Below are 23,838 nucleotides of genomic sequence, written 5' to 3' on the forward strand. Positions count from 1 at the left end.
AATGAAGAGCGAAGAATTAGCAAAGAAAATAAGAATTCATGCTATCAAAATGGTTAGTCATGCTCATGCTTCTCATATTGGTGGGATATTATCTTGTGCAGATGTTATTGCAGTTCTATATAATGATATTGCTAGAATATATCCTAATGATCCTCAAAACGAAAAACGTGATAGGATTATATTGAGTAAAGGGCATAATGGGGTTGCAATATATGCAGCTTTAGCAGAAAAGGGTTTTTATGATATTGAAAAACTGAATACATATGGTGATAATGGTGGATGGTTCTCATCGCATATTTCTCATAAGCTAGTTCCAGGAGTAGAGATTTCAACAGGTAGCTTAGGGCAAGGCGTTTGTGCTGCTTGTGGTATGGCGTTAAGTGGTAAATTACGCAGTAAAGATTATCATGTTTATGCAATTGTTGGCGATGGTGAATGTAATGAAGGCGCCATATGGGAAATGGCATTGTTTGCAGCTCAATATAAATTAGATAATTTTACCGTTGTTGTCGATAGAAATCGCATGCAGGCAATGGGAGATTGTGCAGATGTATTAAATATGGATCCATTAGATGAAAAGTGGAAAGCTTTTGGGTGGAGCGTAATTGATGTAAAAGATGGTAATGATCATAATTCATTGAAAGAAGCCTTTCAATATAAGGGGAATAAAAATAAACCTACAGTGATTATTGCTAATACAATTAAGGGAAAAGGCGTATCATTTATGGAAAATTCGTTATTATGGCACTATAGAGATCCACAAGGTGAGTATTTAGAATCAGCTCTAAAAGAGTTAGGGGGGGAAATATGAGAGATCATGTAATATCAGAATTAGTAGAGTTGGCAAAAGATGACAAAATTATGTTAGCTACTGCTGATTTGGGATTTAATGTTGTAGAAAAATTTAGTGAAAAATATCCTGACAGATTTATTAATGCTGGGATCGCAGAACAAAATATGACTTCAATTGCAGCAGGACTAGCATTAGAAGGGAATGAAGTTTATACTTATTCGATTGGTAATTTTCCAACCTTAAGATGTATTGAACAATTACGCAATCTAGTTTGTTATCATAATGCTAATGTCAAAGTATTGGCTGTAGGTGGTGGATTTGCATATGGAACTTTAGGAATGACTCACCATGCTACTGAAGATATTGCAATGATGAGAGCATTACCTAATATGGATGTGTACGTACCAGCTGATGCTATTGAAGCCATTTGGTGTTTACGAGCAATTCATGATAAAAAAGGACCGGCTTATTTACGTATGGCTCGTGGTAAAGAAGCATTAATTCATAGTGCAGAGGAAAAACTTAATGTCAAATCTATTATTCCAATCAAAGAAAACGGAAATGATGTTACAATTTTGGCATCTGGAACTATTTTATCAGAAGGAATTAAGGCTTATCAGTTGTTAAAAGAACACGATATTAAGTGTAGTGTATATTCTGTTCCTTGTATAAAACCAATTGATGATAAGAGTATAATTGAGCTCGCTCAAAGTTCAAAACTTTTAATTACTATGGAGGAACATAATGTAATTGGAGGTTTAGGTGGAGCTGTTGCTGAAGTCATCAGTCAATTGTCACATCATTCTAGCTTAATTAGATTTGGACTTCAAGATAAATTTTCTTCAATCGTAGGAAATCAAGATTATTTAAGAGAAGTGTATCATATTGATGCTCAATCAGTTTATGAAAAAGTAGAAAAAACTTTAGGAGAGATTTAGAAATGAGAATTGCGATTTTAGGCGCTTCTAGTTTCATAGGTAAACAACTTATAGAATCATTATCTTTATCCAACCATGAGTTATTAGCAATAATTCGAGAAGGAAGTTCAAGCAAAGATTATTTTAAATCATTTGAATCAGTAGAAATAATCGAATGTAATATGGATAAATATCCTACTTTAGCTAATCAAATTATGAATTTAGATTGTTTAGTGTACCTTACTTGGGATGGAACTAGAGGTTCAACTCGAGATGATTATGAAAAACAAGAAAATAATTATAAAATAGGGCTAGATACTATTCATGCATTTGCAAAAAATGGTTGTAAAAAAGTAGTTTTAGCAGGATCGCAAGCTGAATATGGTCCATTATTGGATAACAAAAAAGTTACCGAGAAAGATTTAGCCAATCCGAATACAGAGTATGGAAAGTTTAAGTTAAAACTTTACCAAGACGCATTGGTGCTTGCTGAAAAATACTCTTTTACATTAATTGAACCTCGTTTTTTTAGTTTATATGGTCCTGATGATTATGAAGGGACAATGATTATTTCAGTTTTGCAGAAAATGCTGAAAAATTTGCCTTGTGATTTAACTGAGTGTATTCAAATTTGGGATTTTCTATATATTGATGATGCGATTGATGCCTTAGTAACATTAATTGTGAAGAAAAATAATACTGGAATTTATAATTTTGGTTCTGGAGAGAGTCATAAATTAAAGTATTATATTGAGTGCATGAAAAACATTACTAAAAGTCAAAGTGTATTAAACTATGGAGTTATCCCTTATCCAAAAACTGGAATGGTAAACGTTAATCCTTCTGTGGAAAAATTAAAATCTATTGGATGGTTACCAAAAGTTAAATTTGAAGATGGAATTAAGTATGTTTTAAATTCTATTGAGAATAAAATGAAGGATAATTGATGATATGGATAAACCAAAAAAATTAAAAAAAGAATGGGAAATAGTAAATAAATCATTATATGAAAAATCTTTGCAGCCTTCTTTTAATGATAAATGTGCGATTACATTTGTCTTAAGTGAACAATATATACCTTATTTTACAGTTACATTAATATCCATACTTGATTATATTTCTAAAGATAAGGAATATGAAATTGTTGTACTTACAAGTGAAATCGATTTGCATGATTGTAATATTTTACTTGACTTAGTGAGACCATACCCTAATGTACGTTTAAAGTTTTTCGATCCAAAACCATATGTCAAAGAATATATAAAAAATAGTAGATTCAAATATTTATATTTAAACTATTTTAAATTAGCTATTCCATGGCTATTTAAAGATTATAATCTTGTTTTAAATTTAGGCGCTGATATCCTAGCAAGAAAAGATGTATATGAGTTATTAGAAACAAAATTTACAGATCAAGAATATATCGGCGGTGTTGTTGATTTAGGATATTTAGGACGACTTAAAATGGATATTCCGTTAGAGGAATTAGACTTGAAACATCCTGATGGATATGTAAACGCAGATGTATTACTTTTTGCTGTAGAAAATATTAGACGTGACTTTTCAGCTGATTATGTTATGGGATTATGGCAAGAATATAAATTTAGATGTGCAGAGCAAGATGCTTTTAATGTGTTATTTGATGGTAAGATAAAGCATTTAGATTCTCGTTGGAATGTTTATCCTATTCGGATGGCATCCGTTGAACATATAATGGAAAATAGTAAAGAAAAGATTCAAGAATGGAAGAGTAATTTAAAGAATCCATTTATTGTGCATTATGCTGCTTTTCCAAAACCATGGGATTATCCATTAGTTGGTGAAGGTAAAAGTTGGTGGGAGTGTGCTCGTCGATCTCCATATTATGAAGAAATAATTAGAAAAATGTGTTTACTATCAATGCGTGGAGAGCTTAATGGTCGTAAACGCTTAAATATGAGGCAAATAGCTGAAAAGGTATTCCCAGAGGATAGTGATAGACGATTAATGTTAAGAAAATGGTTTCCCAAATACTCAAAACAAAGAGAATTTATAAAGAAAATCTATTATCTATTTTTCACTAATCCTAATTCTGAATGGAATAAAAAATTTGGGAAAATGATAAAAAAATAATTATTACCTAAGGGCTATCACTTAAATTCAGATCTAACCTGAATTTTACGTGATAGCCTTTTCACATTATTTCATTTAATGATAGTATTAGTCGTAGGTGAGTGAGAGCAGAGGACTTTTTAATTATAAGTCTAAAGTAAGTTTATGAAATGCGCGGAATGCTTCCATTTACTTTTAAATACCTATATCAATTAATATTTTAGTTTAGTGGGTAGCGGCATATAAATATAATAATTCAGTATATACTATACTAAGATAATTTGATTGAGATAATATGTTAGTAAATTTAGGTGATAGAATGTTATCTGTTGTTACATTAACAAAGAACGAAGCTTCTAATATAGTAGCGGCGATTAATAATGCTAAACTTGTTACATCTAGTGTGTTAGTGATAGATTCCGGAAGTGAAGATAATACAGTAGAACTTGCTAAAAAAGCCGGAGCTAAGGTTATATATAGAGCTTGGGATGATGATTTTGCAGCCCAGCGTAATTTTGCATTGGAACATCTTGATAATGAGTGGGTTCTTTATTTAGATGCTGATGAGCGCTTGAGTGATGAACTTATTAGCTCGATTAAGATTGCTGTATCTGAAGGAACTGCTGCTTTATACGAAATGGAACGACGTAATAGTGCTTTTGGAAGGGATTTCAAGTATGGTGTATTATCGGCTGATTCTGTAAAACGCTTATTTCCGGTAAAACAAGGCAAATGGCAGGGTAAGGTCCATGAAAGTGTTAAAACAGAATTACCTACAATTAAATTAAATGGTTATATTCAGCATTATACATACAAAGATTTTGATCAATATGTCTATAAGATGAATATGTATTCTACTATTTGGGCTAAAGATAGTAAGAAAAAGGCTAGTTGGTTTAAAGATATTTTACTACGACCAATTTTTGCCTTTTTTAAGATGTATGTTTTAGAACTTGGCTTTTTAGAAGGCTGGCTTGGATTCATATTGGCTGCCAATTATGGGTTATATACATTAAATAAGTATGCGAAGCTTAAAATTAAATAAGACAAAGGATATCTTTAAAATTTGATAATAAAAAGTAAATAGGAAATATCTTTTAAAAAGTAGAGTTATCACTTAAATTGGGTTTGAAATTCACATTTAGGTGATAACTCTTTTATATTGCTTTATTGAGCGTTAAATATCAGATTTTCGTAAACATATTGATATGGAGGCTTTATTGAGCACTATTTATTCGGAAAGAACTTTGACAGTGGATTATTTTTTTACTAGTGATACGATTGAAAATATTTGTGAATTACCGGAAGAATAAGTCTATATTAATCTAACGGAGAGCAGAGAATGGTTTCTTCAGGGAATATTTGATCTTCCATAATAAGTCTAAGATTGATGTAAACACATTCTGGCATGTAAAAGTGGATACTCTCCAATTTGAGAAAACATAATGGTAGCATGTCTTGAAAGTTTTGTAAGCTTGCATAGAAATATTACAAAGTTAGTGAAATAACAAATCCCTCTTGATATCAGCAAGATATAAGAGGGATTTTAGTCGGCTTATTTTATAGGGTTATTGATAGCGGTGAGATAAGAGGATAAGGTATTAATAATTTGAGAATTGCTTATGTTATTTACATCTTGCTCGTCATATAAATGTAGAACTTCATCTCCAATAATACCCCAATGGGCTATTGATGTTTTCCCGTAAAGTGCTACGACTTTCTTGCTTAATGCGCCGGCAATATGACCTAATCCCCCATCTCCACATAGTACAATATCTGCTGCATTTACATAGGATAAAAATTCATCAAAGTTTGGAGTAGTGAATATTGTTGTGTGTGGGTTAAGGTTAGATTTTAACGAAAGCGCTTTATCGTAGTCTTTTTCTTTGGCTGTGATAAGTATAGAAAAGTTAAATTTTTGTGCTAGGACATTAAGAATTGTTGCTGTTTTTTCTTGGCATAATTGAGATGTTGGTCTATTATTGGATACTTCAACCATGATTTTAGGTAATGTAGTCTCAGGCAAAGAATGTTTAGCAATTAGTGATTGAATAAATTTTGGATAACAGTCTTGAGGAATTTTTGAAAGTGTTTGATCATAATATTTTAAGCTGCAAAGTCCAACGGACATGTTATATAAATCTGAAGTATCCTTACAATGATAAGGGTGATTAAAATATTGTGTAAACATGCTATTTGTAACTCGGCCATACCTTTCTTTGGCACCAATTAGGCGTAGAAACAAACTGTTGAGTTTAGGATAATCCGGCATAGGAGAGAAACCAATATCCGGCTTTATATGAGCATTTTGTAATGCTGTTTTTAAAGTTTGTATATATTTGTTGCCACTGGGAATATGATATACATGTGCATCAGGAAAAAAGTATTTTACTAAAAATGAGTTATGTTTTTCCATAAAAAAATGAAATTCGCATTTTCCATGAATTTTTTCTAAGTAATTACAGATAGGAACAGTACCTGCTATAAAATCCCCTAAACCTGTTCGTCGAATCATGACAATTTTCTTCATTGTATCTCCCTAATAAATAATATTGAGTAAGTCTCTAATAATGTAATTTACCTATAACTATTATTCATTTTAACACATAGATACATACTCTTATAAATCAAAAAAAGTGATTATTTTAGCAAATGTAAAGAGAATGTAATAAATTTTAGGGAATAAAATTTATTATATAGAGAAAGATTTTCAATTCTTTTTATTTTTTATAAATTATAAGAGAAATTAATTTTTATATAGAATATGAATTATCGGTAACGATTGATTATTTAAAAATATTTTCATATTTCACGTAAACCCTCTAGAGCATTTCATCAATTTGTGATACCATAGTTTAGATAAGAAAAGTTTTACAAAATTTTTACTAAAACTTTAATGAAAATCAATAAATTATCAATTATGTAAGAGTTTTGAAAAGTTGATATCGAATTTTATGAATGAGTCGTGTTACCTAGGGAAAGAGGGGGTTAACATTGGATATAAGTTCTGTATATTTAGCACCGGGCTTGTACTTTTTCTCCTATTTTTATTACTTAGCCGTATCTCATGGCTTGGGGAATAAGGCGACGTTTTTACAATTGCGTCGATTTTTGCCATGTGCTATTGTAGCGGTATTGCCGATTCTTATGGGGCATGTAGAAATAACAGCTCCTTATTTGGGTACGAGCCTGCTCACCGGCGTTGCGTGGATTGTGACATATCCGCTGCTATATTTTATTACCTATCGTAAGAGTTCAACTGACTTCGGATTTCATTTTGATCCGGTGTTCGGTATGTACATCATCGGCTGGATGATGGCTTTGAAAGTACTGGTACTGCATTTTAACTTGCTTCCCGTAGTTATGATGCCGATACTAGCCACAATCGAATTTCTAATTTTCATGATTCCGCTTGCCCAGTGGGCCTATTACTACCTGTATCGTTCCTGCGTTACAGAAGATGGAATGATGATGATTCAGGAAACCCATTACAATGAAATCATTGAGTACTTTAAATCCTTTTCTATGGGGTTTAATATTGTAACATTTGCGTCTGTCATTGGAATGTATGCCTTGTTTATTTGGGCTAATTTGCAGTATACGGCGGTTTCAGTAGATTTATGGCAGGCTGTATTCCTGGCCGGTCTTTCCGTGGTTCTAGGCGTTTATATGTGGAAAAAACGCAAAGGTGTTTTCGTCCGTACAGGGATTGTGGAACTATACTTTGATATTAAAGAGTATTTTGAAACTACTATGTTGTATCAGACTAACATGGAAGAGCGTATTAAGGATTTGGAAGTTACGCCATCTACGCCTGTGTTTGATCAACCGTCTACGATTATCTTGGTCATCGGTGAATCCGCTTCGCGCGACTATATGTCGGCGTTTACAGACTACGAACACGAAACGACGCCTTGGTTGTCTGAGAAAAAACGGGATCCTCGTTTTATTTTGTATCCGAACAGTTACTCCAGTATTGCTCATACCGTATCTTGTTTGGAACGAGCCTTAACTGAGTTTAACCAATATAATGACAAGCAGTTCTATACGTCCTGTTCTATCATTGATATCGCTCGTAAGGCGGGGTATACCACACATTGGTATAGTAATCAGGGGCATTTAGGTTGTGCCGATACACCGGTTACCTTGGTAGCCAATACATCAGGCGTAGCAAAATGGACCAAGCAGAATCTCAATGAGGTTCAATATGATGAAATGCTGCTTGATTATCTTGACGAAGTAGATCCAACGAAAAACAACTTTGTTGTTGTTCATTTAAAAGGAAACCATTTTAACTTTATTAACCGTTATCCGCAAAGTTTCGCAAGATTCAGCGAACCGGACAAATATGATTTGATTAATAACTACATTGACTCTATTGCCTATACGGATCACATTTTGCAGAAAATCTGGGAATACGGTAAAGACAAACTCAACATGCAGGCCATGTTGTATTTCTCCGACCATGCAACTATTCCGGACAAACGACGTGCGCCGGACTTTGGCGGATTTGGAACCGTGCGCATCCCGATGTTTACATACTTCTCTGATACTTATATTGATAAGTTCCCGGAAACGTATAAAACATTGGTGAATCACAAAGAGAAATACTTCACAAATGATCTGGCCTACGAATTGGTGTGCGGCATTTTAAATGTAAAATCCAATCACTATGACGAAACCAACAGTTTGGCATCACCACTTTATAAATACACACGCGACATGCTTAAGACAAACTTGGGTGAGCGGAGTATAAGTGAGGATGTGGATTAAATATACTTTAATCTTCCAATAAAAAAGCAGCCTTTAAAGGCTGCTTTTCTTTTTGTTCGGTTATTAAGCTATTGAGTTATTGAGTTATTACATAGCACTGACGCAATTGTAATGTGCCGGTTAATTATCGGCAGCAAGGTCCATAACCGTTGTTATTGTACGTACGGTTATTATTGTAGTTGCTATTGTAGTTACTGTTGTAATTGTCATAGCAGTACTCGGAGTTGCCATAGTTGTTTGAATAGGTGTAAGCTGCTACGAGTGGTGAAGCCATAAGGGCAAAAAGACCTGTGAGTACTAAAATAGATGTTAATTTTTTCATACAAATACCTCCTTAGTAATGAACCTATGTTCAATCGGCTTCCCCCGGGCCGCTTGAAGTGAAGTGCGTGCTATTGTTATAACTGGTGTAATAGTTCTGGCAAGGCTCTAATTGCACCAATATAATGTATGTTTATTTTTTAACAATAGCGATAAAACATGTACTTATTATTTACAATTATAAACTCTTTCATTTTTTAAGACAAGGAGGGGGTATAGGGAAAGGTTGTTTCGTGATACAATACATGTAAGAAGGACATTTGTATTATTTCCTGAATGATTTTAATAGGGGAGGATATTATGATCCAGAAGGAACGGTTATTAAACGAACTTTTTGAATTTGTGCAAATGTATACGCCTACGTTAGATGAACGTGAAATTGCAGACCTTTTAACGAAGCGTTTGGAAGACTTGGGCTTTGAGGTTGTAGAGGATGATGGGGGCAAGAAGTTGGGCGGTACAGCCGGCAATTTAATCGCTACACGAAAAGGGACTGTACCGGATGCACCGATGATTATGTTAACGGCACACATGGACAGTGTGGAACCTTGTAAAGGCATTAAACCACAGATTAAAGATGGTCTCATTGTGTCTGACGGAACGACTGTGCTTGGCGCTGACGATAAAGTGGGGATTGCCGTTATTTTAGAAGCCTTACGCGTTGTAAAAGAACAGAATATTCCACACGGTGATTTGCAGATTGTTTTTAATATTGCAGAAGAAGGCGGCGTTAATGGCTCTCGTGTTATGAATTCGTCATTATTAAAAGCGCAATATGGATTCGTGTTTGATACGATCAATTCGCCGGGCCGGATTGTGCGTAAAGCGCCAGGTAAAAAACGCATTGAGGCTCGTATTATCGGTAAATCTGCTCATGCAGGCAATGCACCGGAAAAAGGTATTAGTGCCATTGTAGTTGCCTCTCACATTATTAACAAATTACCACAAGGCCGTATTGATGAGGAAACAACGGCCAATATTGGTACTATCCACGGCGGTAGTGAAACGAATGTCGTGCCGGACGAAGTTACCATTGCTATGGAAACACGCAGCCGTGATAAAGATAAATTGACAGATCTCACTGACGATGTGGTACGTAAGTTTGAAATGATTGCTCGTGAAATGGGCGCTACCGCAGAAGTTACCGTTATTAAAAACTATTCACCGTTTAATTTAGTACCGGATCATCCAACCGTACAGTTGGCGCAGCGTGCCTGTGAAAACTTAGGCTTTACCGTGAACATTACTGAAGGTGGTGGCGGTAGCGATGCCTGCTTCTTTAACGCTTATAACGTGCCTACCGTAGTACTTGGCGTAGGTATTCGCAATCCACATTCCAAAGAAGAATACATTCCGGAAAAAGAACTCTATGAAACAGCTGAATTGGCGTTGGAGCTTATAAAGGAAGCGGCAGCGATGAAGGTATAAGATATTAGAAGAAGCTAATTTAGATTTCTAATATTTGTGTACTTAGAAATTAACCTAATAGAGGGATATAGGGTAAAATTAATTGCCTTATATCCCTTGTTTAATAAAAAAGAGAGGACATCATATTTAATATATGATGTCCTCTTGGGGGCAAGCCCCAGTCTTTGAAATGTGGCAAATTTGCCAAGAGCGTATAGCTCTGTTGATATCCTAATTATAGGATATGAAACAGGGAATGTCAATTTGGCTTTTTTAAATATTTTGTTTAGTAAATCTCCTTATAATTTCTTGATCTAGCTTATTTAAGGTTTTAGTCGTTAGTTTAAGTTTATACAAGGGATGATGTGTATATTTTGGAAATTTAATTCTAGCTTTACTAATTGTAGTAATGTCGTCTACTCTTAAATAACTGTGTTTTAATAACTTGGGAGAGTCATCTAAAAACTTTTTAAATGATTCTAGATTAGATAAGATTTTATTTAAAACTGATTCCGCATCAATTGTGACTAAATCCTTTGGTAATGCTGCAAACTCATCTTTTAATCTTTTTATATGGGCAGTGCAGTTAGGATAAACAGTAGAGTAGCATCCTATTGCAGGTGTACCAAAACTAAGACCAGTAATATTTTGGCATTGCCTTTCAAGAGCTCTATATGGAATCCAAAATGTAGAACGTTCTTTATTTCTAATTAATGTTTCTAGGTTATCAGCCATTTCATAGCCGATATCTATTTGATGTGGATGCTTTTTTGAAGTGATTGGAACTACGGTAACTTTTGGTGTTTTTTTAGGACTATTATGAAGTGCTACACAATAATGAAAGTTCCTAAATTCACTTTGTATTCCATATCCAAAATTTACTGCTAGTATTTGTCCTCTAGTTATATTGGGGATTTTTTGCTCATAAGGTTTCGAGAAATTTTCGTTTTTAGCAGCAGAAAGATAAATATTCAGCCAATTTCGTATTTGTTGAGCTTGATCTGGATTAATTTTTTCTATTTCTTTTAACTGTTTATATATATTCATATAATTACCCTTTAAATTAAATACTAAATAATATAATGATTAAATAATTTTGCAATTAAAAGCTTATTCTTTCTGATCTTCTTCTAGAAAAATTTAATTCCCTTAATATTCCCTCAGCATTTATCAAGTACATTTGAATTATATCATATAATTCAAATATACGAAACGATGTTCTTATTTATTTAATTCTCCCAATATCTCCAACACATCCTCCGGTTTATGAGCAATGTGCACCGCACCTTTTTCTTTTAAAAGGGCTTCTTCACGGAAGCCCCAGGTTACGGCGATAGGGAGAAGTTTGGAGTTTTGCGCCGTAGCCAGATCGACTTCGGAGTCGCCGATGTATACGGATTCTTCAGTGGTGCTGTTTAATTCTTGAAGTGCAGTATTCACCATGTCAGGAGCAGGTTTGCGAGCTAGGCCCGGGCGTTCGCCGATACCAACCTCGAAGTAGCCTTTGAAATATTGTTCGTTCAAGGCCGTAACGCCTTCCTGAATTTTATTGGACACAACGGCGATTTTATAGCCTTCTTGTTTGAGCGTATCTAGCAGTTCATAGATTCCTTCGTAAGGGGCCGTTTTATCTTGCCAATGTTCAGCGTAGTACTCTTTGAATTGAGCAAGTAGGTCAGCCTGAGTTTCAGCGGATGTGCCTTCCGGTACGCTTCGTTCTACTAATTTGCCTAATCCATTGCCTACGAATCGGCGGATTTCATCGAGAGTTCTTGTAGGATAGTTATTAGCTTTCAGCACGTAGTTCATTGTGTCTGCCAAATCATCGAGAGTGTTGAGTAAAGTGCCGTCGCAGTCAAATACGATGGTAGTGTAGCGTCGATTGATTGATGTATTATTTGTGGATGTCATAAGATTCTCCTTTACCGAAACGTTCATTCTTTTATATTTTAACATAAGATTTGAAAAATATTAAAAACAAGGAATTAGAAAAATGTATGATGATAATTTGATATAAATATTTATGCAAAGTACTTAAATTTCGTAATAAATTAATTGTCTATGTCCACTGATTTAGTATATACTTATATAAGAGAGCATAGGAGGAGTCATTAATGAGTACGATGGAGTTATTACAGCCTGTAGACAACGCATTTCGTGACTACTTGGATTTAAGTGGACAGTGGTTTTTTGCATTTGATCAGGCAAAGGACAAAAGTTATGAATCCGGTGTAGCTCGCGACATTTCAGTTCCTGTTCCCGCCGCGTTACAGGATATTTTTGTGTTGCCTGAAGAACGGGCCTTTTGCGGTAATATGTGGTATGAACGCCAAGTCTATATACCGAAACGGTGGCTAGGCTCGGATGTATTTTTGCGTTTTGACGGCATCGGCAATCGGGCAGTCGTTTATGTAAACGGCATGGAAGCGGGTCGTCATGAAGGCATTTATACATCGTCAACCATTGCGATTACAAGACAGCTTCGTTATGGCGAAGACAATCGCATCGTAGTAAAAGTAAATAATGAATTATCACCCTATGCATTACCGGCCGGACAGGTGGTTTCCTCCCCTAAGGGGCAGCGTGTGAACCAACCTCATTTTGATTTTGCTGTACCATCGGGCATGTATGGTAAGGTAGCGATGTATACGGAACCATCTACACGTTTAATCGATGTTATGGTACAGACTGTATCGATTACGAAGGAGCAGGCGGTGCTTCAATATATGGCACATGTACAGGGGAACTGCTTGGTAACTGCTACATTGCGTACCCGTGATGGTCGTTTAATTGCTACCGGTGTAGGTGGCAATGCAAAATTAGTCATTGATGATCCGCACATTTGGACTGTTGGTGACGGCTATTTATACAATTTGGAATTGGAAGTCAGTCGTTTAGGCAAACAACACGATGCGTATAAGATGAAAGTCGGCATTCGCACAGTGGCTATGGAGAACGGCAACTTTAAACTGAATGACACGATCACTCGCATCAAAGCGGTACATTGGTCAGATTCAGATAACGAAAGTCTCAGCCCATCACCGGCCCAGATCAAAAAGCGTATGCTTCAGATTTTAGCCATGGGCGGAAACTGCATTTACAATGGCGGTCGCGCTTTATCTCCTGACGTATTGGCTATGGCCGATGAATGCGGCTTGATGGTTATCGGGGAGATTCCGGGAGCCGGTCTTAAAGCGAAAGACTTGAAACCGGGTGAAGCGAATTTCAGTAAATCGGATATTAAATCTCGTTTATTAGATGCGCACAAAGAAACCATTCAAGATATCATTCGTCGAGATAAGAATCACCCGTCTATTATTACATGGTCTCTTATGTATAATCCTGTAACTGTTTTAAAAGACGATGAAGCGTATTATCAGGGATTAGTTGATGCGGCTAAAGAAGTTGATTGGGAAGAACGTCCGTTGAGTATTACGGTGAATCAGCTGGTCAATACAATGTGGTCGAACAACTTAAAAGCGTTCAGCATGTGTATTTTGACACAATGGGAACACATGTGGCGCAAGCAGTCGGAACTTTTGGAAAGCGATATTTACAAAGAACTGGTAGCTTGGCAGGCGAAATATCCTGATAAAGGTGTAGTGGTAACTATGGATTCAGCCGTTCATGAGCCATCCATTTCTTACAGCGCTTACAAAGAACAAGTGGAGAAGCTTACTTCTTTGCTGAAAATGTTGCACAGCATGCCAAATGCACAGGGTGAATGTCTCGTAATTAACGATCGAGGGTTGCTGGATGCGTTGAAAGCAAACTGGAACGTTTAGTAAGGCCATTTACGAAACTATTAAGAACTGAAAACATAGAATATTAGAATTTATAAATACATAACATTAAAATTAAAAGTTCTATAAAAAGAGGACAGGCTATAGGCCTGTCCTTTGTTTTTTGCAGAAAGAATATCTTAGAGATAAAATTTCTTTTTAAATTAATTATATTCTTTTGGTAGTGTTTCCAACGATAAACTAATAGCTACATAGTACCAATAGAGTTTCATAATCGCTGAAGCATCAAAGGTATAATCTATTAAGCCGAAAAGTAGAAAGAACGTTGTAGCAGCTAAACGAATATATGCGTAAGGATTTCCCTTTAAAGTGTTTCTGAAAGCTGAGATTTCTATATAACCGAATAATATAAGAAAGGCTAAAAAACCTAAAACACCTGATTCAACGGTAACTTGGATAAAGTTATTATGGGTATGAATCATATTTTGTGTTACTTCCGGTAACTTATAGTGCGCATTGTAAACATTTGAAAACTCACCCGGACCAACACCAAGAATAGGATGATCTTTTATCATCATGGATGCAGATTCCCAAACAACAATTCGATCGGCATTAGAGCGGTCAGTAGTTGTATTAGTTGTTGAAAGAATTCGGTTTTGCATAGCCGGACTGGATGCTATATAACCGCCAATAATAGCAAACAGTATAATGCAGGCAATTAGGAAATATTTATTTTTACGCCAATACTTCATAGAGAAGAATGGTGTAAAGGCTAATAATAACCAACTAGCTCGGCTTTGACCACCAATTAATCCCAAAATACTTGTTAAAATAGATATTGCGGATAGCTTTCTTAATAGTAAGGGGAATACAGTTTCTGCGCTTATAATTACTTGTACCGGAATTGTCATAACTAGAATAGCGGCTAAGTTTAATGGATTATTACTGAATCCGGATGGACGTGGATTTTTTAATATTACATGTTGAAACAGCGCTAATAATGAATCCACGTTTAGTGAAATAAAAACGGCACCTAAGAGCCAATACATTGATCTTCGATTACGCACACAAACCGGAATAATAAATAAGGGTAAAGCGCGATAAACCCAGACTTCAAACATTGTTTTAAAAGAACGGCCTAAATGGTCACTAATAAGAACTGACGGTAGAATTAAAATAAGAGAGAGACCTATTAACTTTAAGTAAGGCAATGCCTTTTTTAAAACAGGATTATCTTTTAACGTATGATTTTTATACTGTTTATATAAGCTTATTAAGAAAAAGAGGATACTTAAACCGTAAAATATATTACCGGCACCAATCGAAATTCTTTGAACAGTAACAGCCGTTCCCATAAAAAGAAGTGCATATGATTCAACAGTAAATTGTTTTAAATAGTTCATCATTTTATTCCTATAATATTCTTAAAAATTGAAAGTAAGTTTTTAGTCGTTTTATCTATAGTAAAGTTATTAATGACTTTTAGATGTGCTTGTTCGGCCATTTGTTGTATCTCTTGAGGATGCTTAATTGCAAATTCTATTGCGTGAGCTAAGGTATCTTCATTAAATGGCTCAAGAATTCGCCCATCCACTTTGTCGGTGATAATTTCACTTTGAGCCCCGCTATTGGTAGTGATTGTGTAAACTTTACTATACATGGCTTCGCACAAAACTAAACCAAAACTTTCTTTTACTTTGGAAGGCAATACAAAGACGTTTAGGTGCTTGTAAAAGTCTCCTATATGATTAACTAGACCTAGGAAGGTTACACTTGATTCTAACTGTAAGTCTTTTATTAATTCCCTAAGGTAGTGATCATAATTTTTCTCCGGCATTCCGGCTAAGAGCAAGTGGACTTGAGGATGTTCTTTTTTTAAGGAATGAATACATTTTATGAGTGTAGCAATTCCTTTATTCTCGGCTAATCGGCCGGCATAGCCAATATAAAACGGATTATCTAAGCTTGGTAAACGTAATGAATCGTTAGGGGATTCATTTAATCTGTCTGCCAAAATTCCGTTATATACTAAGTGCAGTTTATGTACTTGTGAGTTATCCAGGGCCGGTTTTTGTAAATTATATACTAATTTTGAGACACAGATAATGGCATCTAATTGTTTGGCTATCCATTTATGATAAACGTCGCTTTTTCCCGGAGTAGCGCTATGTTTAAATAAGACTACCGGTATGTTTAAACTTTTCTTTAATAGAATACCTAAAAGTGTCAATTTTCCACTATGTACATTGATGATATCAATGTTTTCTTTTTTTATTATCTTTTTTAAAGTGGAAAAGGCCGGCAGTCCACTCAAAGAGTAGAGGCTGGTTGGAATAACGTCGCCAACCTCTTTATATTTTTCTTGAAATGTTATATTTTGGGCATCTACGGCAATTATAGATTTAACATTCTGTGTCTTTAAAGAGGCGGCAATGTCAAAAACATATTGTTCGCCTCCGCCCCAAACTTTGGCACAAACTAAATGTAATACTTTCATTTTTCACTTATGCCTTTCACTCGATTTAACTCTAACAGCTTAATATATTTAGTAAACGTGTATACGGCATGATAATAGGTAAAAGTAAATCCAAGTTTTCCTTCAAGAAAACCGCCTCGAAGAATTCCCATTTTGAGAAATCCCAATGTACTGTGTAGTATAGCTTGAAGAAAGCTGGTTCTCTTCCCTGAGTTATAGGCATTTTCCGCCCAAATTGTAGTGTATTGATTAAATTTTTGCCAATACTGCTCCCAAGAACTATATGAATAATGTTTTATATAGCCGGGGAGTTTTTTTATTGGCAAATCAGTAACAGGTCGCTCATGAATTTTATTTACCCAAGTTACTTTGTTAGAAGGAAATAGTCGGGTAACTATGTCCGGTTTCATGGCGCCTCTTTTTAATTCTTTGCCAAAGATAACAGAACGACGCTCCATAGAGAGGGCATGACTTAATAGATCGGAATCTACAGTTGATTGTATTGCTTTAATTAGTTCGTCAGAAAGGCGTTCATCAGCATCTAAATAAAATATCCAAGATGTGGTTACGTGATTAAGAGCAAAATTTCGTTGCGCTGCAAAGTCATTAGTCCAAGCTCTAAATACTACAGTAGCTCCCAAAGATTCTGCCAATGCTACCGTGTTGTCAGTACTTCCTGAATCGATAATAAGAATATGATCGGTAAGCTTTTTGACATTATTTATTAAATCGGGAAGTTGAGATTCTTCATTTTTAGTTAGTATTACGGCAGTTAAATCTTGGCGTGAATTTTTCATAAATATCCCTTTCTTTACTTTTAGTTAATTGTAGCATATTTATAAGATTTCAGGGAGTAGAGTCAGTAAATAATCAAGAAAAAACCACTAAAGAAGTTAATCAATTAGTGGTTTTATTTAAAGTCTGACGATGAGAAGCTACAGAATTTGCAACGTTTAGTTTTTTAAGCTTTTATCTTACGCCTTCTCTCTAAAAAATTTCCCAATCACCGGCATGCGCTGCGCATCGTGTTTGTTCAAGCCTTTTAGGAGGAACATGATGATGACGTAGATGACGCCGCCAATAAAGGCTGTAATGGCCATGGCGAAGAATTTATGCATCACTGATTCCAATGGCGGATACATGAAGTACATGGCGATGCCCATGATGATGGCACTGACTACGTTTTTCCAAAGGAGTGAGAAGTCCAGGAAGTAGCCAGTGTATTTTTTTATCCAGATCAGGTTGAGCAGGGCTGCTACGCCGATGTCGGCTACAGTGGCCCAAGCGGCACCGGTAATGCCCATCCAAGGCAAGGCGGTGAGGTTCCAGTTTAAGATAACTTTGCAAATAGCGGCGAAGCCCATGTTAATAACCGGTAAGGTCGGTTTGCCTAAGCCCTGTAAAATACCGGTGGTTACCTGGTGAAGACCGAGGAAGAAAATGGCAATCGCTGTGATTTGCGTTGCACCTGCAGCGCGCGGTGCGTTGTAAATAACGCTGACTACCGGTTCAGCCAATACATAGAGCATGATGGTGAACGGCACGGTAGACATGAAGCTGATGCGCATGGCGCCGGCTGTACGATAGAATACGTTTTGTTTATCCCCCGTAGCGTTAGCGTTGGAGATGGCCGGTACGATGCTGGTAGCCAAGGCTGCTGTAATAATGGTGGCCAAGTTGATGAGTGGCACCGCCATACCGGTTAAGTAACCGAAGAGCTCCGTCGCCTGGCTGGTGGAGAATCCCGCTACGGCCAAACGGCGAGGTACGATAATTAAGTCTAAATTAGATACGATCGGTAACATGAGACTGGCCAGGGAAATTGGCAAGGCTAATTTAATGAGTCGTTTAATAATGGAGTTAACCGATTCACCCGGTCCGTCCGGTTGTTTATGCCCATCTGTCGGTGCAGATGGCAATTTGTAATAGTAGTAGAGTAGAACGAGTAATGCGCCAAAGGCACCGATGCCGGCACCCATGCTGGCACCGCCGGCTGCAGCGGCCAAGCCCTGTGGTAATAAGAGGTAGGCTGCGCCGAGCATTACGATAACGCGCAATAATTGTTCAACAATCTGACTCACGGCGGTCGGTGTCATAAGCTGCCAACCTTGTAAATAACCGCGGTAACAGGAAATGAGTGTTACGAAGAAGATGGCCGGCGCTAAAGCAATCAATGCCAAGTAGGCGCGGTCATCGATAATGATGCCGGATGAAATGAGCCAATCGGAGCCGAAGTACATGAGAATACTGAATAAAAGCCCGGTGGCGAACAGAAGATAAAAGGAGATTTTAAAGACCTTGTGCGCTCCTTTGTAGTCGTAAAGCGCTAATTTTTCCGCAGTCAATATGGAGATGGCGATCGGAATACCGGCGCTCGACAGTTGTAATGCCAAGAGGTAGATAGGGAAGGCCATCTGGTAAATCCCGATACCTTCACCGCCCAGTACGCGCGATAATAAAATCCAGTTAATACTGCCAATTGCTTTTACCACAAAGCCTGCAATCGTTAAAATGAGCGTGCCTTGTAAAAAACGGTTAACCATTTATGATATACTCCCAACTTCTTGTGAATCTTGCTGAAAAAGTGTTCTGCTTATTAAAAAATTTCGAAATAAAAGTGGCCGAAGCCCGTCAATAGTTAATTTTAACATAGATTTTGAGAGTACGCATTAGGTTTTTCAGGACTTCCCGAAATGAAAATAACCTCCTACGATGAGAACTTTAAGTCTCACAGTAGGAGGTTAGTGGTTAAACGACAGCGTTATTGGATAAAATTCCAAATACTGACGTTAAAAGACAAAACTTATTATTCCATTTCAAAGTGACGGTCTTGTTTGAAGACGCGTAATACGATGGCGATTACCAGGTTTAATACAAACAGGGCGCTGAATACGAAGAGCGGCTGGCTGTAGCTGGCTGTGCTTTCACGAAGGAAAGAGATAAGCATTGGACCGGCGATGCCTGCAAGGCCCCAGGCTGTTAATACACGGCCGTGGATGGCGCTTAACTGTTTAGTACCGAACAAGTCGCTCAGGAAGGCCGGCATACAGGAGAAACCGCCGCCGTAGCAAGTGATGATTAAGAACACCAATAACTGGAACATGAACGGTGTATCGGTTAAGCCTAATAAGGCAAAGGCGATGATTTCAATTACGAAGAATACGATGTACGTGCCGGGACGTCCCAAATAGTCGGAGATGGTGGACCAGAAGATACGGCCCAAGCCGTTCAAGAGGCCGATGATACCAACCATGGAAGCCGCTTCCGTAGCCGTCATGCCTACAACTTCTTGTGCCATTGGGGATGCTACGGCTAAGAGCCCGATACCGCAAGTGATGTTGATGAAGAAAATCCACCAGAGTGCAGGGAACTGCCAGGTTTTCATGGCTTGTTGAGCTGTAAGACCGCGATTAAAAATATGAGATTTGCCGGTAGATTCTGTGGCATCAGCCGGTGGTTTTAAGTAGAGAGCGGACAATGCCATGATAATTACATAGGCGGTGCCCAAGATTTGGAATGTTTTTGTTAAATCGTATTGACTGGTTAAATACTGCATTAGCGGACCGGCAATGAGGGAGGCGAAGCCGAAGCCCATGATGGCCAGACCGGTGGCAAAGCCACGGTTGCGAGGGAAGTATTTAACTAATGTGGAAACAGGGGTAATGTAGCCTACGCCGAGGCCGATACCGCCGATAACGCCATAGAAAATGTAGAGGAGCATTAGGCTGTGGGACTCTAATGCAAAGGATGTGCCGAACATACCGACACCGAAGAATAAAGTACTGAGAAGGCCGCTTTTTTTAGGGCCGATCTTTTCAACAAAGCTGCCCAGCAAGCCGGCGGATAAGCCTAAGAATAAAATAGCTAACGAAAAAGTCCAAGTTGTTTCTTTCAAAGTCCAACCCATAGTGGCCATGATTGGGCGTGTCAAAACACTCCACGCATAAACACTGCCGATACAAATGTGAATGCCGATAGCGGCTAGGGCGATAAGCCAACGATTTCGCATGTGATGATCCTTTCCATAACATAACATTACTTAACATTACTTAAAAAAGGAGAGACAGGTTTGGTCTTAATAAAAAAAGACCGCCTGAGCAATCTCCTGCCCAGACGGTCGGCTTTTCCCAATATACAATACATGTGGTTAATTCCACTCATCCGTCAGCATTGCATATCCTTATTACGTTCTCAGTATAGCAAATACATCGAAAGAAGTCAATTTGCTATATATCCTTGTACGTACTGAATTTCAGAGTATAACTCTATAATTCGGTGATTTTTAAATTTCTTGCCTGTTAATGGCAAATTTTGCAGAATTTACGCCTTGCCGGAGCAGCCAAGTACGTTTTTAATTTTGTGCTGTACCATGTCTTTAATAGCGGAACGAGCAGGGCCCAAGTATTTACGAGGGTCGAATTCGGATGGAGCATTTACGAAACATTCTCGAATGGACGCAGTCATTGCCAAGCGAAGGTCTGTATCAATGTTGATTTTACATACAGCCATGCTTGCCGCTTTGCGAAGCATTTCTTCAGGAACGCCTTGTGCGCCCGGAATGTCGCCGCCGTATTTGTTACATTTTTCCACGAATTCAGGAAGAACTGTGGATGCACCGTGTAATACGATAGGGAAGTTAGGTAACAATTTACCAACTTTTTCCAAACGTTCGAAGTCGAGGTAAGGAGTGCCTTTGAATTTGTAAGCGCCGTGGCTAGTGCCGATTGCGATAGCAAGGGAGTCAACGCCGGTACGTTCTACGAATTCAGCAGCCTGATCAGGATCAGTGAAGATAGCGTCGTTGTCGCTTACGTTTACGTCGTCTTCAACGCCGGCCAAACGACCTAATTCGCCTTCAACCACTACGCCGTGAGCGTGTGCGTATTCAACTACTTGTTTAGTGAGGGCTACGTTAGTTTCGAAATCATGTTTGGAGCCGTCGATCATAACGGAGGAGAAACCGCCATCGATACAAGCTTTACAGATTTCAAAGTCATCGCCATGGTCTAAGTGAAGAGCAATTGGTAAGCCGCTGTCTTCAAGAGCCGCTTCCACGAGTTTTACGAGGTAAATATGTTTAGCGTACTTACGAGCGCCGGCAGATACTTGTAAAATCAAAGGAGCGTTTTCTTCTTTGGCCGCATCTACAATGCCTTGAACGATTTCCATGTTGTTTACATTGAACGCGCCTACTGCATAGCCGCCTTCATACGCTTTTTTGAACATTTCAGTAGTTGATACTAATGGCATGTCATTTCCTCCTCAGTTACCGGTTGTAAATCCTTACGCTTCGAGAAGCGTTATAATTGCGGGATTTACAAGGTAAACCTAATTAATTAAGACATAATTAAAATTGAAATTTACATTAACTTCAGTATAGCAAGAAGCGCCGTAATCGGCTACTGCTATTTATGCATAATGGGAAAGACAAGCATACGTGGCGGTCAACGCCCTTGAGTGCTCACAGGCTTACTTGGCTGAGAAATTCGCCTGTAGTAAGGGTTTCCATGTGTCCGGTAAGGGTGCACTCAGTTGAATTGGCTCTTTTGTCATGGGGTGGACAAATTGAAGCCCGCTTGCATGGAGGGCTTGGTGTTGAAGTAAGTCTAAACTGCCACCGTATAAATCGTCACCGACGAGGGGATATCCGAGTTGCGACATGTGGACGCGAATCTGATGTGTACGCCCGGTGTGTAACAGAAATCGCAAGTGAGACAGGCGTGGTGACGCATTGAGACAGGTAATGTCAGTCCAGGCCGGTTTGCCGTAGGGTGAGCAGGTGCGTTCTATGATACTGCCTTCTTTGCGGCTGATGGGCCAATGCACGCTGATGCGGGGCGCCGGAAAGCGACCGTCACACAGGCCTTCGTAGAGTTTCTGTATTTTTGTATGTCCTTTTGAAAAGGCGTGCTGCACCAAGGCATTTTTGGCAATAATAACCAGACCTGACGTGTCCTTATCCAAGCGATGGACCGGATGGAATGATGCATTAGTCTGACTGGTTTTGTTGTAGTAATAAATCAGACTGTTCGCCAAAGTGTGAAGCCGCTCAGTGGAGGTAGGGTGCATGAGCCAGCCCGTCGGTTTATTCACCACTACAATATGTTCGTCTTCAAAGACAATGGGCGGCTCCACTTCCCAAGGTTCAAAGCGCGGCTGAGTCTGCCAGTAGATGATGAGCTCGTCGCCGCCTTGAAGCAGTGCATCCCAATGAGCGCGCTCCTTGTTGATGAAGATAATGCCGTCCGTGCGCAAGCGGCGGCGTAATGCTTGAGAAACGCCTTCGCGACGTACCGCGTGGTTTACGGACATGCGTGTAACTTCCGGATCTATATGAATATGTAGTAATGGTTTTTGATCAATCATTGTGTTCATAGGAAAAAATATTTCAACTCCTCTGTGTTGAGGTATAAGGAAAACCTTCCAATGGCAAGGTGTAACGTTTATTTATTGTATTGGAATGTACGTTCAATTCTGTTATGTACGTTCAATTCTGTTATGTACGTTTAATTCCGTTGTTTAGTTTACGGGTAACAATTTATTGTATCGAAGGAGCGGAGTTTATACAAGTGGGAAGCGTAGAATTTGTATAAGGGCAAAGTGCGCAACATGTACAAAGATAAACGAATAAACCGAGCGACACATGTAGAGCTAGATGAGTAAAGTGCGAAGCATGCAGAAGAATAAAGTGAATAACTCTCGTATGTATTTTACAATATTCAAAGTACTTCTAAAAATGGTATAATGTTTATATATTATTATCAATTTTTATTAGGAGGAGTCATACATGGCTAAAGATTGTTCATTTGACGTTGTATCAGAAGTTAACATGCAGGAAGTGGATAATGCTATCAATCAAGCAAAGAAGGAAATTGGCACACGCTATGATTTTCGCGGCAGTAAATCCGAGATCTCTTTAGAAGGAGAGACTATCAAAGTTATTTCTGATGATGAATATAAATTAAATGCCGTTGTGGATGTTATCAAGGGCAAAATGGTTAAACGTAATGTGGCGTTGAAAAACTTGGATTACGGCAAGGTTGAACCTGCTTCCGGTGCTACGGTGCGTCAGATTATTACCATCAAAAAAGGTATCGACAAAGAAACGGCTAAAGATGTTGTTAAAATGATTAAAAACATGAAGCTGAAAGTACAGGCTCAGATTATGGAAGACCAGGTACGTGTTACCGGCAAAGATAAGGACTCCTTACAGGAAGTTATCCAAATGTTGAAACAACAGGATTTACCTGTAGAATTACAGTTCGTAAACTTCCGTTCCTAATAGGGATTTACAGAATACGTATTGTAAGAGGAAAC

Annotated in this window: 20 protein-coding genes and 1 riboswitch; of the genes, 9 read left to right on the forward strand and 11 right to left on the reverse strand. The window is 37.8% G+C overall.

Going from position 1 to position 23,838, the window contains the following annotated elements:
• Nucleotide 1 precedes the first annotated feature (1 nt).
• The 5 genes from KHZ77_RS05745 to KHZ77_RS05765 all read left to right on the forward strand — a co-directional run bounded on the left by KHZ77_RS05745 (nucleotide 2) and on the right by KHZ77_RS05765 (nucleotide 4,846).
• Nucleotides 2–811, forward strand: a complete 810-nt coding sequence (locus KHZ77_RS05745) for a transketolase (RefSeq protein ID WP_295196562.1) — start codon at nucleotides 2–4, stop codon at nucleotides 809–811.
• Complete coding sequence (locus KHZ77_RS05750; RefSeq protein ID WP_295196564.1) at nucleotides 808–1,731, forward strand: transketolase C-terminal domain-containing protein; 924 nt, start codon at nucleotides 808–810, stop codon at nucleotides 1,729–1,731. Before KHZ77_RS05745 ends, KHZ77_RS05750 begins: the two co-directional genes overlap by 4 nt.
• A gap of 2 nt (nucleotides 1,732–1,733) precedes the next feature.
• Nucleotides 1,734–2,657: an NAD(P)-dependent oxidoreductase gene (locus KHZ77_RS05755; protein ID WP_295196566.1), complete on the forward strand. Its 924-nt coding sequence runs from the start codon at nucleotides 1,734–1,736 to the stop codon at nucleotides 2,655–2,657.
• A gap of 4 nt (nucleotides 2,658–2,661) precedes the next feature.
• The gene (locus KHZ77_RS05760) at nucleotides 2,662–3,822 is read left to right on the forward strand and encodes a glycosyltransferase (RefSeq protein ID WP_295196568.1); all 1,161 of its coding nucleotides are present in this window, start codon (nucleotides 2,662–2,664) and stop codon (nucleotides 3,820–3,822) included.
• Between the two features lie 274 nt (nucleotides 3,823–4,096).
• Complete coding sequence (locus KHZ77_RS05765) at nucleotides 4,097–4,846, forward strand: glycosyltransferase family 2 protein (protein ID WP_295196589.1); 750 nt, start codon at nucleotides 4,097–4,099, stop codon at nucleotides 4,844–4,846.
• A 510-nt stretch (nucleotides 4,847–5,356) separates the two neighbouring features.
• Here KHZ77_RS05765 and KHZ77_RS05770 read toward each other — a convergent pair.
• Nucleotides 5,357–6,331, reverse strand: a complete 975-nt coding sequence (locus tag KHZ77_RS05770; protein WP_295196591.1) for a glycosyltransferase family 9 protein — start codon at nucleotides 6,329–6,331, stop codon at nucleotides 5,357–5,359.
• 464 nt (nucleotides 6,332–6,795) lie between these two features.
• Here KHZ77_RS05770 and KHZ77_RS05775 point away from each other — a divergent pair, with 464 nt between their 5' ends.
• Nucleotides 6,796–8,574, forward strand: coding sequence for a phosphoethanolamine transferase (locus KHZ77_RS05775; RefSeq protein WP_295196593.1), 1,779 nt, complete (start codon nucleotides 6,796–6,798; stop codon nucleotides 8,572–8,574).
• Between the two features lie 124 nt (nucleotides 8,575–8,698).
• Here the strand turns inward: KHZ77_RS05775 and KHZ77_RS05780 are convergent, their stop codons facing one another.
• On the reverse strand, nucleotides 8,699–8,896 hold the full coding sequence (locus KHZ77_RS05780; protein WP_295196595.1) for a hypothetical protein: 198 nt from the start codon (nucleotides 8,894–8,896) through the stop codon (nucleotides 8,699–8,701).
• Nucleotides 8,897–9,195: 299 nt separating this feature from the next.
• Between KHZ77_RS05780 and KHZ77_RS05785 the strand changes: the two genes are divergently transcribed.
• Entirely contained in the window at nucleotides 9,196–10,323 is a 1,128-nt protein-coding gene (locus tag KHZ77_RS05785; RefSeq protein ID WP_295196597.1) for a M20/M25/M40 family metallo-hydrolase, read from the forward strand.
• A gap of 252 nt (nucleotides 10,324–10,575) precedes the next feature.
• On the opposite strand, the gene KHZ77_RS05790 is transcribed toward KHZ77_RS05785, so the two are convergent.
• Together KHZ77_RS05790 and KHZ77_RS05795 are read right to left on the reverse strand one after the other, a co-directional pair.
• Entirely contained in the window at nucleotides 10,576–11,349 is a 774-nt protein-coding gene (locus tag KHZ77_RS05790) for a hypothetical protein (RefSeq protein ID WP_295196599.1), read from the reverse strand.
• A 174-nt stretch (nucleotides 11,350–11,523) separates the two neighbouring features.
• On the reverse strand, nucleotides 11,524–12,213 hold the full coding sequence (locus KHZ77_RS05795; RefSeq protein ID WP_295196601.1) for an HAD family hydrolase: 690 nt from the start codon (nucleotides 12,211–12,213) through the stop codon (nucleotides 11,524–11,526).
• A gap of 203 nt (nucleotides 12,214–12,416) precedes the next feature.
• Between KHZ77_RS05795 and KHZ77_RS05800 the strand changes: the two genes are divergently transcribed.
• Complete coding sequence (locus tag KHZ77_RS05800; RefSeq protein WP_295196602.1) at nucleotides 12,417–14,087, forward strand: sugar-binding domain-containing protein; 1,671 nt, start codon at nucleotides 12,417–12,419, stop codon at nucleotides 14,085–14,087.
• A 161-nt stretch (nucleotides 14,088–14,248) separates the two neighbouring features.
• Here the strand turns inward: KHZ77_RS05800 and KHZ77_RS05805 are convergent, their stop codons facing one another.
• The 7 genes from KHZ77_RS05805 to KHZ77_RS05835 form a co-directional block, all read right to left on the reverse strand.
• Nucleotides 14,249–15,448, reverse strand: coding sequence for an O-antigen ligase family protein (locus KHZ77_RS05805; RefSeq protein ID WP_295196604.1), 1,200 nt, complete (start codon nucleotides 15,446–15,448; stop codon nucleotides 14,249–14,251).
• The gene (locus KHZ77_RS05810) at nucleotides 15,448–16,542 is read right to left on the reverse strand and encodes a glycosyltransferase family 4 protein (protein ID WP_295196605.1); all 1,095 of its coding nucleotides are present in this window, start codon (nucleotides 16,540–16,542) and stop codon (nucleotides 15,448–15,450) included. Before KHZ77_RS05810 ends, KHZ77_RS05805 begins: the two co-directional genes overlap by 1 nt.
• Nucleotides 16,539–17,318 carry a glycosyltransferase family 2 protein gene (locus KHZ77_RS05815; protein ID WP_295196607.1) on the reverse strand — a complete coding sequence of 260 codons (780 nt, stop codon included), beginning with the start codon at nucleotides 17,316–17,318 and terminating at the stop codon, nucleotides 16,539–16,541. The genes KHZ77_RS05810 and KHZ77_RS05815 overlap by 4 nt, the downstream gene beginning before the upstream one ends.
• Nucleotides 17,319–17,495: 177 nt before the next feature.
• Nucleotides 17,496–19,064, reverse strand: a complete 1,569-nt coding sequence (locus KHZ77_RS05820; protein ID WP_295196609.1) for a polysaccharide biosynthesis protein — start codon at nucleotides 19,062–19,064, stop codon at nucleotides 17,496–17,498.
• Nucleotides 19,065–19,327: 263 nt separating this feature from the next.
• Nucleotides 19,328–20,530 carry an OFA family MFS transporter gene (locus KHZ77_RS05825; protein WP_295196611.1) on the reverse strand — a complete coding sequence of 401 codons (1,203 nt, stop codon included), beginning with the start codon at nucleotides 20,528–20,530 and terminating at the stop codon, nucleotides 19,328–19,330.
• Between the two features lie 91 nt (nucleotides 20,531–20,621).
• A riboswitch (ZMP/ZTP riboswitch) is annotated at nucleotides 20,622–20,703 on the reverse strand.
• Between the two features lie 138 nt (nucleotides 20,704–20,841).
• Nucleotides 20,842–21,771 (reverse strand): class II fructose-1,6-bisphosphate aldolase, encoded by a 930-nt coding sequence (gene fba, locus KHZ77_RS05830; protein WP_295196613.1) that lies wholly within the window; start codon nucleotides 21,769–21,771, stop codon nucleotides 20,842–20,844.
• A gap of 219 nt (nucleotides 21,772–21,990) precedes the next feature.
• A complete protein-coding gene (locus KHZ77_RS05835; RefSeq protein ID WP_295196615.1) occupies nucleotides 21,991–22,887 on the reverse strand; it encodes an RluA family pseudouridine synthase in 897 nt (298 codons plus the stop codon).
• Between the two features lie 421 nt (nucleotides 22,888–23,308).
• Between KHZ77_RS05835 and KHZ77_RS05840 the strand changes: the two genes are divergently transcribed.
• Nucleotides 23,309–23,803, forward strand: coding sequence for a YajQ family cyclic di-GMP-binding protein (locus KHZ77_RS05840; RefSeq protein ID WP_295196616.1), 495 nt, complete (start codon nucleotides 23,309–23,311; stop codon nucleotides 23,801–23,803).
• The last annotated feature ends 35 nt before the right edge of the window (nucleotides 23,804–23,838 follow it).

Source organism: Veillonella sp., from assembly GCF_018364065.1.
In the GTDB taxonomy this organism is placed as follows: Bacteria; Bacillota; Negativicutes; order Veillonellales; family Veillonellaceae; genus Veillonella_A.

Bases quoted from the DNA above. Each gene is read 5' to 3' on its own strand.
- KHZ77_RS05765 (WP_295196589.1), top strand. From the start codon at position 4,097: ATGTTAGTAAATTTAGGTGATAGAATGTTATCTGTTGTTACATTAACA.
- fba (WP_295196613.1), bottom strand. From the start codon at position 21,771: ATGCCATTAGTATCAACTACTGAAATGTTCAAAAAAGCGTATGAAGGC.
- KHZ77_RS05835 (WP_295196615.1), bottom strand. From the start codon at position 22,887: ATGATTGATCAAAAACCATTACTACATATTCATATAGATCCGGAAGTT.
- KHZ77_RS05815 (WP_295196607.1), bottom strand. From the start codon at position 17,318: ATGAAAAATTCACGCCAAGATTTAACTGCCGTAATACTAACTAAAAAT.
- KHZ77_RS05840 (WP_295196616.1), top strand. From the start codon at position 23,309: ATGGCTAAAGATTGTTCATTTGACGTTGTATCAGAAGTTAACATGCAG.
- KHZ77_RS05800 (WP_295196602.1), top strand. From the start codon at position 12,417: ATGAGTACGATGGAGTTATTACAGCCTGTAGACAACGCATTTCGTGAC.
- KHZ77_RS05810 (WP_295196605.1), bottom strand. From the start codon at position 16,542: ATGAAAGTATTACATTTAGTTTGTGCCAAAGTTTGGGGCGGAGGCGAA.
- KHZ77_RS05795 (WP_295196601.1), bottom strand. From the start codon at position 12,213: ATGACATCCACAAATAATACATCAATCAATCGACGCTACACTACCATC.
- KHZ77_RS05755 (WP_295196566.1), top strand. From the start codon at position 1,734: ATGAGAATTGCGATTTTAGGCGCTTCTAGTTTCATAGGTAAACAACTT.
- KHZ77_RS05750 (WP_295196564.1), top strand. From the start codon at position 808: ATGAGAGATCATGTAATATCAGAATTAGTAGAGTTGGCAAAAGATGAC.
- KHZ77_RS05770 (WP_295196591.1), bottom strand. From the start codon at position 6,331: ATGAAGAAAATTGTCATGATTCGACGAACAGGTTTAGGGGATTTTATA.
- KHZ77_RS05825 (WP_295196611.1), bottom strand. From the start codon at position 20,530: ATGCGAAATCGTTGGCTTATCGCCCTAGCCGCTATCGGCATTCACATT.
- KHZ77_RS05805 (WP_295196604.1), bottom strand. From the start codon at position 15,448: ATGAACTATTTAAAACAATTTACTGTTGAATCATATGCACTTCTTTTT.
- KHZ77_RS05745 (WP_295196562.1), top strand. From the start codon at position 2: ATGAAGAGCGAAGAATTAGCAAAGAAAATAAGAATTCATGCTATCAAA.
- KHZ77_RS05820 (WP_295196609.1), bottom strand. From the start codon at position 19,064: ATGGTTAACCGTTTTTTACAAGGCACGCTCATTTTAACGATTGCAGGC.
- KHZ77_RS05785 (WP_295196597.1), top strand. From the start codon at position 9,196: ATGATCCAGAAGGAACGGTTATTAAACGAACTTTTTGAATTTGTGCAA.
- KHZ77_RS05780 (WP_295196595.1), bottom strand. From the start codon at position 8,896: ATGAAAAAATTAACATCTATTTTAGTACTCACAGGTCTTTTTGCCCTT.
- KHZ77_RS05790 (WP_295196599.1), bottom strand. From the start codon at position 11,349: ATGAATATATATAAACAGTTAAAAGAAATAGAAAAAATTAATCCAGAT.
- KHZ77_RS05760 (WP_295196568.1), top strand. From the start codon at position 2,662: ATGGATAAACCAAAAAAATTAAAAAAAGAATGGGAAATAGTAAATAAA.